Origin of the sequence: Luteolibacter flavescens (assembly GCF_025950085.1) — a bacterium.
Lineage (GTDB): Bacteria > Verrucomicrobiota > Verrucomicrobiia > Verrucomicrobiales > Akkermansiaceae > Haloferula > Haloferula flavescens.
Window position 1 is genome coordinate 389,297 of the sequence record NZ_JAPDDS010000003.1, and the last position, 12,074, is coordinate 401,370.

The window sequence follows — 12,074 nt, forward strand, 5'->3', positions numbered from 1 at the left end:
CCACTTTCCCATGACCACCCCCACCCTGCTCATAGCCGACGACGAAAAGGCCACCCGCGATGGCCTGCGGTCGGCCTTGGAGGAAGAATTCGAGGTCTTCACCGCGTCGAATGTCGCCGAGGCGATGACCGTGCTGAAGGCCGAGCCCATCGACCTGCTGCTGACCGACCTGCGGATGGGCGGCGACTCGGGGATGGACCTGCTCGACCAGTCGATGGCGCTCTCCCACCCGCCGGTGGCGATCATGATGACCGCCTACGGCTCCGTGGACACGGCCGTCGAGGCGATGCGCCGGGGTGCCTGGCACTTTGTCACCAAGCCGCTGAACCTCGACGAGGTGGAAATGCTGCTGAAGCGCGCCCTTCGCAGCCGGAAGCTGGAATCGGAGAACAAACAGCTCCGCGCGCAGGTCTCAGACAATACCGGCCTCGAAAAGCTGGCGGGCAAATCCCCGGCGATCCAAAAGGTGATCGACGTGGTCCGGCAGGTCGCGCCGACCCGCGCCACCGTCCTCATCGAGGGCGAGAGCGGCACCGGCAAGGAGGTCGTCGCCCACGCCATCCACCGCCTGAGCGGCCGCCCGGCGGAGAAGCTGGTCATCGTCCACTGCGCGGCGCTCGCCCCACAAATCCTTGAGAGCGAGCTGTTCGGCCACGAGAAAGGAGCTTTCACGGGGGCCGTGCAGCGGCGGATCGGCCGCTTCGAGCAGGCGGACGGCGGGACGCTCTTCCTCGACGAGATCGGTGAAATCGACGCCTCCATCCAGGTGAAGCTCCTGCGTGCCCTGTCCGAGCGGACCATCGAGCGAGTCGGGTCGAACACGACCGTGAAGGTGGACGTCCGCGTGGTGGCCGCGACGAACAAGAACCTGGCCGCACTGGTCGCGAGGGGTGATTTCCGCGAGGACCTGTATTTCCGCCTGAATGTCGTCCGGGTGGAAATGCCGCCCCTGCGCGAGCGGGCCGAGGACATCGTCCTGCTGGCCGGGGCCTTCCTGAAGGAATTCGCCGAGGAAAACCGCCGCCCGGTGAAGCCGCTGACCGATGCCGCGCTGCGGGTGCTGCGGGCCTACCCGTGGCCGGGCAATGTGCGCGAATTGCGCACGGCGATCGAGCACGGCGTCGTGATGAGCAATGAGCCGGTCATCGACCTGCACCACCTGCCCGCCTCGGTGCTGGGGGAACTGCCGGTCTTCCCTTCGCTGGCACCCGTTCCGGCGGGATTGGTGACGACGGACGACACCGGGAAAATCCCCCTTGCCGCTGGGGGGGAATTCAACTTGCATGCGCTCGAAACCAGCGCCATCCGCGCGGCTTTGGCGCAAGCCGGGGGCAACCGGACGCGGGCAGCCGAGCTACTCGGCATCAGTCGCCGGACCCTGCAGCGGAAGCTGAAGGAGGAAGAGGACTGACGGCCCGCGGGTGCCGCGACCGTATTCCCCATGAGCAGCCTTCCCTCTTCCCAGTTCGAGACCGCGGTAATGATCCGCCGCATCTTGTTCTTCCTGGTGCTCGTCAGCTTCACGCTGCTGCACCTGCTCCCCCTCTTCCGCGGGCTGGACTCGCCGCAGGCCATGGAGCAGGCCCAGATCGGTCGACAATTCGCGCGCGGCGAAGGCCTCACCACCAAGATGATCCGCCCGCTGGCCTACTACGAGGCGGAGCAGGCAAACGGCGGCGCGGTGGATTACACGAAATTCAAGGACACCTACCACGCCCCGCTCAATCCGCTGATCATGGGCGTGGTCCTCAAGCTCGCCGGCGCGGACAAGGATGGCGCATGGCCGATGGGGAAAAACGAGCAGGTCTATCCGCTCGACCGGGTGATCGCGCTGGTTTCCACCCTCTTCTTCCTGGTGTCCATCGGGGTTACCTACCTGCTGGTAGGCAGGATCTTCGACGCGAAGATCGCGGGAGTGACGGCAGTGCTGATGCTGCTGTGCGACCTGATGTGGAAGTTTTCCCAGAGCGGCCTGCCCCAGATGCTGCTGATGATGCTCTTCAGCTGCGCCCTCTACTTCACCTACCGCGCGGTGGAGGCCACGGAGGAGGGCAAGACGCCCTTCGGCCACGCACTGGCCGCCTCGTTCTTCCTGGTGCTGATGGTGCTGTCGCATTGGATCACAGCGTGGATCTTCCTCGGCTTCCTGGTCTTCGCGGCCATCGCCTTCCGCCCTCGCGGCTTGGTGGCGCTCTCCGGCCTCGCGATGCTGGCCATAGCGCTGGCGTGGCCGCTTATGCGGGCGAGCGATTTCTCCGGGCAGCCCTTTGGCACCGCCCTCTACGTGCTCTACAATGGCCTCGGCAACGGAACCGAGGCGTCCATCATGCGGAATCACGACCTGCAGAGCGCGTCGCTTTCGCTGGACGGCCTGATGATGCGGATCCTGGGCACCACTCTGGTCCAGATCTCGGAGCTGCTGCCTTTCCTCGGCGGCATCCTCGCAGCCCCATTGTTCTTCGTCGCGCTGCTGCATCCCTTCAAGCGGACGTCGATCGCGAGCTTCCGCTGGGCCATCGTCCTGATGTGGCTTTTCGCGGCGCTGGGCATGGCGGTCTTCGGCATCAATCGCACCGTCCTGCTGCATCCGAACCAGATCCACATCCTCTTCGCTCCGGTGATGGCCGCTTACGGACTGGCGTTCATTTCCATCCTGTGGAGCCGCTTGGAAGCCGTCAATTCGGTCCCCTACCTGCGGAATGTCCACTACGTCGCGGTGATCCTCCTCTCCGCTGCCCCGATGCTCATGTCCATCCCTGACAAGGTGAAGCTGGGCATGTGGGTACGCGACCGCGGCTATCCGCACTGGCCCCCCTACCTGCCCTCCGTGCTGAACCAAGCCCTCCCGAAGCTGGTCGCCCCCAGCGAGGACGAGAAGGACAAGGTCCGCGTGGTCGTCTCCGACCAGCCCTGGGCCGTGGCATGGTATGCCGACGAGATCAGCCTCTGGCTGCCGAAGACCAAGCGCGGCTTTGAAAAGATGGAAGACCAGGCGAACGCCCTGGGCACCCCCTTCGGCGGTATCATGGTCAGCCCGAGCTCGACCACATTCGACCCGGCACCGGTGGTCCGGGACCAGTATGGCGAATTCGCCTCCATGATTTTCAATGGTCTGGCATTGGACGTGACTGCCGCCGGCGCGAATCGCGTGGGCATCTCGATCATGGACAAGGATCCGAAGCTCAGCGACATCGTGCGCCGCTACCCGCACCTCCAGCCCCTCGCGGGCACGGAGATCCTCTACTACGGCGAGCGCCGCGCGGAGACGGCCCCGAATCCCTAGTCCCGCGCCCTTGCCCGACAGATGCCCGCCCGCAAGAAAACTCCCGACGCAGGTCAAAACGGCGACAATCCGAGCTTCGAAGCCGCGCTCGCGGAGCTGGAGGAAATCGTCGCCGCGATGGAGGAAGAGCAGCTTCCGCTGGAAGAATTGGTGTCCCGCTACGAAAAGGGCTCGAAATTGCTAGCTCGATGCGAAACGGTCCTCGCCTCCGCGCGGAAGCGCCTCCAAACCATCAGCGCGCGCGCCGAAGCCGCCGAGGAGGAGACCTCCGATGCGGACGAAGATGATGAATTGACCGGCGCACCGGCCGAAAACGACGACGATGACGACATCCGCCTCTTCTGAGCCCCCCGCCCTCGGGCCGCTCCTCTCCGCCATCCGCACTCCCGAAGACGTCAAGGCTATCGCGGAGGCGGACTTGCCAAAGCTGGCCGCGGAGGTCCGTCACTCGCTCATCACCTCGCTTTCCCGCACCGGCGGCCACCTCGGGCCGAATCTGGGCGTCGTCGAGCTGACCATCGCGCTGCACCGCGTCTTCTCCACCCCGGCTGACAATTTCGTCTTCGACGTGGCCCACCAGGGCTACGTGCACAAGATGCTGACCGGCCGAGCCCCGGACATCCACACGATCCGCACCTACAAGGGCCTGAACGGCTTCCTGCTGCGCAGCGAGTCCGAGCACGACTGCTATGGCGCGGGCCACGCAGGCACCGCCCTCTCCGCCGCGCTCGGCATGGCCGCCGCCCGCGACCTGACGAAGGATGACAGCCACGTGGTCGCCGTCGCCGGGGATGCCGCCTTCACCTGCGGCCCCACCCTTGAGGCGCTGAACAACATCGCCGAGACGACGAAGAAATTCATCGTCGTGCTGAACGACAACGAGTGGTCCATCGACAAGAACGTCGGCGCGATCGCCCGCTACTTCAACGCCCTGCAGACGCACTCGACCTACGCGAGCGTGCGGAATTCCGCCGCGGAATTCGTCGAGCGCGTCGCCGGCAAGGCCGTTCGCAAGCTCGCCCACAAGGTGGAGGAAGGCGCGAAGAACCTGCTTTTCCCGAATGTCCTCTTCGAGAAATTCGGCCTGCGTTACTTCGGCCCCATCGACGGCCACGACCTGCCGCTGCTGATCCGCACCTTCGAGCACCTGAAGACGCTCAACGAGCCTGTGGTGCTGCACATCATCACGGAAAAGGGCCGCGGCTACCAGCCCGCGCTGGACAACCCGGGCAAGTTCCACGGTCTCGGTGCCTACAAGATCGAGGACGGCTCGGTGGACGTCTCCGCCACGCCGACCTGCTCGGACATCTTCGGCCGCACGGTCACGGACCTCGCGAAGGCCGACGAGAAGGTGGTGGCCATCACCGCGGCCATGCCCGGCGGCACCAAGCTGGAGATTTTCAAGAAAGAGCTGCCCCAGCGCTACTACGACGTGGGCATCGCCGAGGAACACGCCGCGCTCTTCGCCTGCGGTCTCGCGACCCGGGGCATCAAGCCCTTCCTCGCGATCTACTCGACCTTCATGCAGCGCGCCTATGACATGATCATCCATGACATGGCGCTGCAGCACCTGCCCGTGCGCCTTTGCATGGACCGCGGCGGCCTCTCCGGCGACGACGGCCCGACGCACCACGGGCTCTTCGACATCGGCTACCTCCGCCCCGTCCCGGGCATCGTCCACATGCAGCCGGCCAGCGAGCCGGAATTCGTGGCCATGCTGAAGTGGATGGCGGACTACGAGGCCGGTCCGACCGCGATCCGCTACCCGCGCGGCCCGATCAATGGCACCCCGCTGGACGCGCCGGTCGCTCCGATCGAGCTCGGCAAGGCGATCGTCGAGTCCGAGGGCACCGACGTCGCGCTGATCGGCCTGGGCACCCTCTTCGAAATGGCGAAGCAGACGAAGGCGCTGCTGGAAGCCAAGGGCCTCTCTGTCGCGCTGATCAATCCCCGCTTCATCAAGCCGCTCGACGGTGCGGTGCTCGAGCGCTTCGCCCGCCAGTGCAAGGTGGTCTGCACCTTCGAGGACCATGTCCTTCACAATGGCTTCGGCTGCGGCGTGATCGAGCTGCTGCACGACGCCGCCATCACCACGCCGGTCGAGCGCATCGGCTGGCCGGATGAATTCGTCGAGCACGGCAAGCCGGACACGCTGATGCAGCTCCACGGCCTCACCGCGGAAGCGGCGGTCGCGAAGGTGATGAAGCACTTCTGAGCGATGCTCTGGCTGCTCAAGCTGACTTCCCCGCTCGTCCTCGTGATCCGAGCAGGGAAGGTCGGCTTGGCCAAGGGGCGTCTGTCCGGCGGCATCATCCGGGAGATCCAGTCCATCGTTTCCGACGAGGGCATCGCCTCTGGCACCATTCATGCCGACGGCTCCGGCAGGTATCATTTCTCCGACAGCATCCCGGGAGAGTTACATCAGCAGTTGAGGAACGTGCTCGTTTCCTCATAAGCTGCCGATATGGCAACGATCCATTACGAGGGTCTGGATGGCTGGCAAAAATCCGCGGCGCTCTGGGGCGCGGCCGGGATCTTCCTTGCTCTCGCAAAATCACCGCCACTCCCGTGGATGATCATCGCGATCCTGTGCGGCTCGATCACCGGGGGCGTGTGCGCCTACCTGCTCTCGCAGATGAAGCTCCGCGCGATATCGACCGCGGACTGGATCGGGCTGCTTGCCTTCGGTGCGGTGATCTATCTCATGTTCATCTCGACTCCTAGAGTCAGATTGTCACCGCTGGGGGCGCTTGGTCTCGGCTGCCTATTCACCTCCATGAAATCGCTGGTCTTCGGCATCGCGGGCACCCGGGCGATGAAGGCGGTGAATGAGAAAAACGCGAGCTGGCTGGGCAAGCTCGATCCCGCTCCCAAGCGTGTGGGGCCACCCCCATCTTCACCCTCACCGCTGGATGCGCCCGTCGATCTGGATGCGAGCAAGACACGACTCCTCGCCAATCTGCCGGAGCCGCTGCGGTCGGAGATCGCCGGTGCATTCCAGACCATCACGCTGGCCACTCCTTTCCGCTCGCTCCAGAGCATCCCCGCCGCGGCTTCCTCGCTCTCCGGAGCGGCCTTGCTCGATCCCGCGCATGCATGGCCGCATCGAGACGGCCAGCCACTCGATTTCCTCGCCCAGCTCAATCTGGAAGAAATCCCCGAAACCGGGCACGCTCGCCCGCCGCGCGGCCTGATCTCCTTCTTCTACGACGCGGCAAATTCGCCATGGGGCAGCGAGGCCGGAGATCGCAGCGGCACGGTGGTACTATTCTCACCTGACCCCGCGAGTGCCCGACCGATTCTAAAGCCGGGCACCCCGCCGCATGCACCGCCGCGCAAGCCGCTCGCCTTCACCCGGGTCGCCGCCTTTTGCCCGACCCGCGCGCAGGAGGAGCGACTGGAAGACTTCATCCAGCAATCGGACGCGGCCATCGCGGAGGTCGTGTCAGACGCACAGATGACGCTTTCCGAAGCGAACCCGCCCGAGGACCACCGAGTCCTGTCCGCACCCGCCCTCGTCCAGGAGGACATGGACGACGATCTGGCAAACGCCGCCGGATTCCTCGGTCTCCCCTCCTCCACGAAATGGACGCTGCTGCTCCAGCTCGACTCTGATCGCGACCTCGGCTGGTGCTGGGGCGACGCCGGGTGCCTCTACTTCTGGATTCCGGAAGAAGACCTAGCGGCAGGTCGCTTTGATCAGGTCTGGACGATTCTCCAGTGCTGCTGAAGATTCCGGCATGGCCCAGTTCGTCGAGCGAGTCGCCATCGAGTGGTATGAAGTGCAGGCCGGCCGTGTCCACGTCCGGAAGGGTCACCCGTCGCACCTGAAGGTGAATGCGCTGAAGAAGCTCTTCGAAACCGAAAAGGTCCCCGGCATCACCGGCTTCTGGACCACGCGCGACCGCTGCATCCACTTCAAGCTGAACTTCCCGCAAGACCTGCGCCCGGCGGTGCGCGCGATCGTGGATCCTTGAAGGGATTCAGCCCCCGGGAGTGACTCCCTCGGGGATGGAATCCAGCACTCTGGCACGCAGCGTGGGATCATCAATGCGCTGGGCCCAGGCCCGCGCGGCATCCTGGTCACGCCGCCACAGGAAATTCGCATAGACTTGGACGGACGCGGCATGGCCCGGTGCGCCCACATTGCCCAGTATCCACTCTCCCGCTGCCTGATGGTCACGCTGGCACCACGTGTTCATCGCATGAATGGTCGCGCTCTCCATGCCGGTCCGCCCCGCCCACTCCATGGCCTCCGCGGGACTGCGCTCGGCGAAGGCACTTGCCGTGCTGGCCACGATGCCATTTTGCTCCACCCACGGCTCGTCGAGATTTTGCTCCAGCCATGCCGCTGCCTTGTCGGGCTCGAAGGACCGCTTCACCTCGGCGATCCGGTTGGCAAAGCCTTCGATGTCCTTCGCCGGTGCGCCTGACTTCTGGATCCCGGCGAACCATTCATCCAGGTCCTCCTGTCCACCCTGACGGCTGATCCCATCGACGATTGCTCCATACTCGCCGCTCATGCCCAGCCCGGACCTGAAGATCCACTCCGCGGCAGCCTTCGGGTCCACATTCGACCAACCTCTCACCAGCCCGTAGACGAGCGAGCGGTCGCCACGTGCCATCTCGGGACTCGCCTCCACATGCTGGAGCGCCGATGCAGGATCGGTCTCGGCCCAGTGGAGCAGCGTCCGGTTCCTCGCCTCTCCCTTGGCGGCCTCGTTCCAGCCTTCGAATTCCGGGCTCTGGATGAATGCCAGCGCGCTGGCGGGATCGCGCCTGCCCCAGCTCTCCCAGATCCTCGACCACTCGCCGGCATTGCCACATCCCCTGAGATCGCTCTCGCGGATCAGGGCCAGGACGGTCGGGTAGTCCGCCACCTCGATGCGCTCCAGCATGCGCTCGAACTTCGCCAAGCGGCGATTCTCCACGCTGTCCCGGAAGATCGAGCGCACCGAGTCGGCGAACTCCCGCGTTTCCTCGCGCGATTGACCCCGTGGGCGCGTCCGCCCCGCCGGACCGGCGGACGAAGAGCCTTCATGGAAAGCGGAGCCGCGACTTGAAGCTGATCCGCCGCCCTCGGCACCGGCCGCGGCAGCCTCAGCCTGACGCCCCATGAGCCAACCGCCCAGTCCGCCGGCCATGAGCCCTGAGATGAAGATCATGGCAGCACGGGAGCGAAGAATGGATGAAGCACTCATGGGTGGACGTGACTGTGACTCCTTATCTCATGACATGGCATTACATCGGCGACCGGGAAGCAAGGCGGATCGCGATGGAAGCGTGTCCTACCAAGCTGGACCCGGCGGGCATCGCTCCCGGCCAAATCGCGAAAAATTTCGCGCCCAATCGGTTCCAATCGTGTCTAGAAGACCCCCCGATGCCCGCCGCCCGCGTCCTCATCGACGGCCCTTCCGAGCTCGTCTTCGACTACGCCATCCCGGATGGACTGAATGTCCAGCCCGGCTGCCGCGTGCGCATCCCCCTGCGCAACAAGCTGTCCCAGGGCACGGTGCTGGATCTGGTGCCGCAGCAGGACGACCTCGGCTTTGCCCTGCGCCCTCTGCATTCCCTCAGCGATCCCGAGCCGCTGATTACCCCGAACCTGCTGAAGGCGGGCCGCTGGATCGCGGACTACTATGGATGCAGTATTGAAAGCGTGATCCGCGCGCTGCTACCGGAGGCCGTCAGGACCGAGGACAATTCCGCAAAGGTCCGCAAGACGGTGGTGCTCGATCACGAGCCCTCTCCCGAGACGCTCGCCAAGCTCCAGAAGCGTGCGCCGAAGCAGGCCGCCATCCTTTCCCTGCTCACTCACGCTCCGGAACGGAAGATCGCGCTGGCCGACCTGGGCGACGGTGCATCCGCCTCCGTGAAATCCCTCGCGAAGCAGGAATTTGTCCGCGTGCTTGAGGAGGAAGTCCGCCGAGATCCGGAGGCGGATGGCGTCGAGGAGATCCTGCCCGACACCCCGCTCCCGCTCAATGACGAGCAGGAGGCTTCGCTTGAAATCATCCTTTCTTCGCTGCAATCCGCGGAGAACAAGCAGCCCATCCTGCTCCACGGCGTGACCGGCTCGGGCAAGACCGAGGTCTACCTGCAGTCCACCCGCGCCGCGCTGGACATGGGCAAGACGGTGCTGGTCCTGGTGCCGGAGATTTCCCTGACGCCGCAGACCGTGCGGCGCTTCCGCGCGCGCTTCGCCGGCATGCAGGACCAGGTGGCGGTGCTTCACTCGAATCTCTCCCAGGGCGAGCGCTTCGACGAATGGCACCGCATCCGCAAGGGCATCGCGCGCATCGTCATCGGCGCGCGCTCCGCGGTCTTCGCCCCGCTGCCGGATCTCGGTCTCATCCTCGTGGATGAAGAGCATGAGAACTCCTACAAGCAGGACCAGATCCCGCGCTATCACGGGCGCGATGTCGCCGTGCTGCGTGCCGCGCTGGAAGGCTGCACCATCGTGCTCGGCTCCGCCACGCCCTCGCTGGAGTCGTTTCAAAACACCCTCGAAGGAAAGTATCGGCTCGTGCGACTGGCCAAGCGTGCCGACGGCCAATCGCTGCCGCTGATCCGCGTGCTCGACATGCGGCTGGAGAAGCAAAAGCAGAAGGGCGGCATGGCCATCCTCTCCGACCGGCTGCGCAATGCCCTCGAGCAACGCCTGCTGAAGAACGAGCAGTCGATCCTCTTCCTCAATCGCCGCGGCTTCGCGCGCTCCCTGCAATGCCCGTCATGCGGTGCCGTCTGCATGTGTCCTCACTGCTCGGTGGCGCTGACGTATCACCGCGATGAGGAGAGGCTGATGTGCCACATCTGCGGGCATCAGGCCGTGGTGCCTCGCAAGTGCCCGGAGTGCCGCGACCCGGCAATCGCATTGCAAGGCTACGGCACGCAGAAGGTGGAGGAGATCATCGCAAAGGTGCTGCCGAATGCGAAGGTCGCCCGCATCGATGCCGACGCGATGCGAAAGAAGCACGCGCTGCGCGACCTGTTGAATGCCTTCCAGGCCCGCAAGATCGACATCCTCATCGGCACACAGATGATCGCGAAGGGGCTGCATTTCCCGAATGTGACCCTTGTGGGAATCCTCAATGCGGACATCGGCCTGCATGTCCCGGACTTCCGCGCGGGCGAGCGGGTTTTCCAGTTGCTCACGCAGGTGGCCGGTCGTGCCGGTCGCGGCGATTTGGAGGGCGAGGTGATCGTCCAAACCTTCACGCCGCACTCGCCCTCGATCCAATTCGCACGGCATCACGACTTCGACGGCTTCGCCGAGCAGGAGCTGGAATTCCGCCGTCAATTCAGCTTCCCGCCCTTCTCACACTGCGCCGTGCTCACCAGCCGCTCCACCCACGAGCGCCGCGCGGAATTCACGCTCCAGACGCTCCACCGCCGTCTCACGGAGAATACGCCGCCGGACATCATCATCGGCGACCCGCTGCCCAGCCCGCTGGTGAAAACCCACGGCCAATTCCGCTTCCAGCTCATGCTGCGCAGCACGAAGGCCCGCCCCATGACCCGCCACGTGCAGCAGGTCCTGCAAAAAACCACGCTCCCGGAAGACGTCACCGTGGTCTTTGACATGGACGCGTGGAGCTTCACGTGAAACTCCGCTTTTCCCGCGTTTTGCGATTTTGCGTGGGGAGTGCATGACACATTCCAACTTGCCTGTGCGGCGGAGCGGGTCGATGGGTGCCCGCTAAGAAAAAATTCGCCGTTAGCATGAAACCCACATTCGCCAACGAACCGGACCTCAAAGAGGCCTTGAAAGAAAATCCCGCCGACTGGGAAACCCGCAAGCGACTGGCCCATCTCCTCTACGATCAGGAACGCTTTACCGACGCTGCCAACCTCGTGTGGGCGGCGGATGAAATACCGAACATCGACATCGAGCTCGCCTTCGCCGCACGCGTGCTGGCAAAGGCGGCACCGAGGAAATCGATACGCCTGCTCACCGCGCTCCTGGAGCTGAACCAAGGCAAGGCAGTGCAGAACCTGGGACTCGCGAATGCCCTGCTCCATCATGGCATGGTGCTGCAGGCGGCGCGATTCTACGGAGCTGCGATGGAAGCCGATCCCGATCTGGGAAATGCTGACCTCGAGCACTTCATGCTGTGGATCGACGACGAGGAGTCCCTGTGGGGGAACTTCAAGAACCGGAGCCCGCGCCTCGGCGAGCTGCCATGGATGAAGCGCAGCCTCGAGGAATCGATGAAGCTGACCGCCTCCATCAGCCGACACACGACGCCGATCCGCGTGGCGAGCCTGCAGGAAGCCCTCGGAGAAGAACTGACCAACGAACTCTACGAGCAGACACCTGCGAAAAACGCGCAGCCAAGTCCGCCACCGGCAGTGACGATCCCGCTGGATCGCGTCGCGGAGAAAGACCGGCTCTTCGACCCGGAACTCGGAGCAGCAAATGCACCGGAGCCAGCGAAGAAGAAGGCACGTCCCGCCGCGAAGAAAGCGGCCAAGACTCCGGACAAGCCAGCCAGTGCGCCGAAGCCATCATCCGGCCCGCCTGCGCCGGATCTACCGCCGCCGCCGACCGTGGCCCCGACAGCAGCGCCTGCTGCTGCGACCGCGCCTCGCAAGCCCGCACTGCCACCACTGACTGCCAAACCGGGTGGACCACCATCTGGCGTCCCGGCGCCCAGCCTGCCCGGCGGAGCAAAGGCCCCGGCGCGATCACCCGATCTGCCCGGGCTCACGAAGCTCAAGCTGACGCCATCCCATCCCTCGAAAGTGAAAATGCCTTCGAGCGTCGCGGTGGACGATGAAAGTTGAGTAG

10 protein-coding genes are annotated in these 12,074 nt (G+C 64.9%); 9 read left to right on the plus strand and 1 reads right to left on the minus strand.

The features are described from left to right. The first annotated feature begins 10 nt into the window (after nt 1-10). Genes OKA04_RS07530 through OKA04_RS07560 form a run of 7 tightly spaced genes read left to right on the plus strand, consistent with a single transcriptional unit; the run spans nt 11 to nt 7,260 of the window. Nucleotides 11-1,411, plus strand: a complete 1,401-nt coding sequence (locus OKA04_RS07530) for a sigma-54-dependent transcriptional regulator (RefSeq protein WP_264500534.1) — start codon at nt 11-13, stop codon at nt 1,409-1,411. Nucleotides 1,412-1,441: 30 nt separating this feature from the next. Continuing rightward, nucleotides 1,442-3,283 (plus strand): glycosyltransferase family 39 protein, encoded by a 1,842-nt coding sequence (locus OKA04_RS07535; protein WP_264500535.1) that lies wholly within the window; start codon nt 1,442-1,444, stop codon nt 3,281-3,283. Nucleotides 3,284-3,304: 21 nt separating this feature from the next. After that, nucleotides 3,305-3,628, plus strand: coding sequence for an exodeoxyribonuclease VII small subunit (gene xseB, locus OKA04_RS07540; RefSeq protein WP_264500536.1), 324 nt, complete (start codon nt 3,305-3,307; stop codon nt 3,626-3,628). Further along, nucleotides 3,606-5,498 carry a 1-deoxy-D-xylulose-5-phosphate synthase gene (gene dxs / locus OKA04_RS07545; protein WP_264500537.1) on the plus strand — a complete coding sequence of 631 codons (1,893 nt, stop codon included), beginning with the start codon at nt 3,606-3,608 and terminating at the stop codon, nt 5,496-5,498. Before xseB ends, dxs begins: the two co-directional genes overlap by 23 nt. Nucleotides 5,499-5,501: 3 nt before the next feature. Continuing rightward, complete coding sequence (locus OKA04_RS07550) at nt 5,502-5,738, plus strand: DUF3634 family protein (RefSeq protein ID WP_264500538.1); 237 nt, start codon at nt 5,502-5,504, stop codon at nt 5,736-5,738. A 9-nt stretch (nt 5,739-5,747) separates the two neighbouring features. After that, nucleotides 5,748-7,013: a YwqG family protein gene (locus OKA04_RS07555; RefSeq protein ID WP_264500539.1), complete on the plus strand. Its 1,266-nt coding sequence runs from the start codon at nt 5,748-5,750 to the stop codon at nt 7,011-7,013. Between the two features lie 10 nt (nt 7,014-7,023). Continuing rightward, nucleotides 7,024-7,260 (plus strand): hypothetical protein, encoded by a 237-nt coding sequence (locus OKA04_RS07560; RefSeq protein ID WP_264500540.1) that lies wholly within the window; start codon nt 7,024-7,026, stop codon nt 7,258-7,260. A 6-nt stretch (nt 7,261-7,266) separates the two neighbouring features. On the opposite strand, the gene OKA04_RS07565 is transcribed toward OKA04_RS07560, so the two are convergent. Beyond that, nucleotides 7,267-8,448 (minus strand): hypothetical protein, encoded by a 1,182-nt coding sequence (locus tag OKA04_RS07565; RefSeq protein WP_264500541.1) that lies wholly within the window; start codon nt 8,446-8,448, stop codon nt 7,267-7,269. 215 nt (nt 8,449-8,663) lie between these two features. Here OKA04_RS07565 and priA point away from each other — a divergent pair, with 215 nt between their 5' ends. Together priA and OKA04_RS07575 are read left to right on the plus strand one after the other, a co-directional pair. Further along, on the plus strand, nt 8,664-10,889 hold the full coding sequence (priA, locus tag OKA04_RS07570; protein WP_264500542.1) for a replication restart helicase PriA: 2,226 nt from the start codon (nt 8,664-8,666) through the stop codon (nt 10,887-10,889). Between the two features lie 116 nt (nt 10,890-11,005). Next, a complete protein-coding gene (locus OKA04_RS07575) occupies nt 11,006-12,070 on the plus strand; it encodes a tetratricopeptide repeat protein (protein ID WP_264500543.1) in 1,065 nt (354 codons plus the stop codon). Nucleotides 12,071-12,074: the final 4 nt, after the last annotated feature.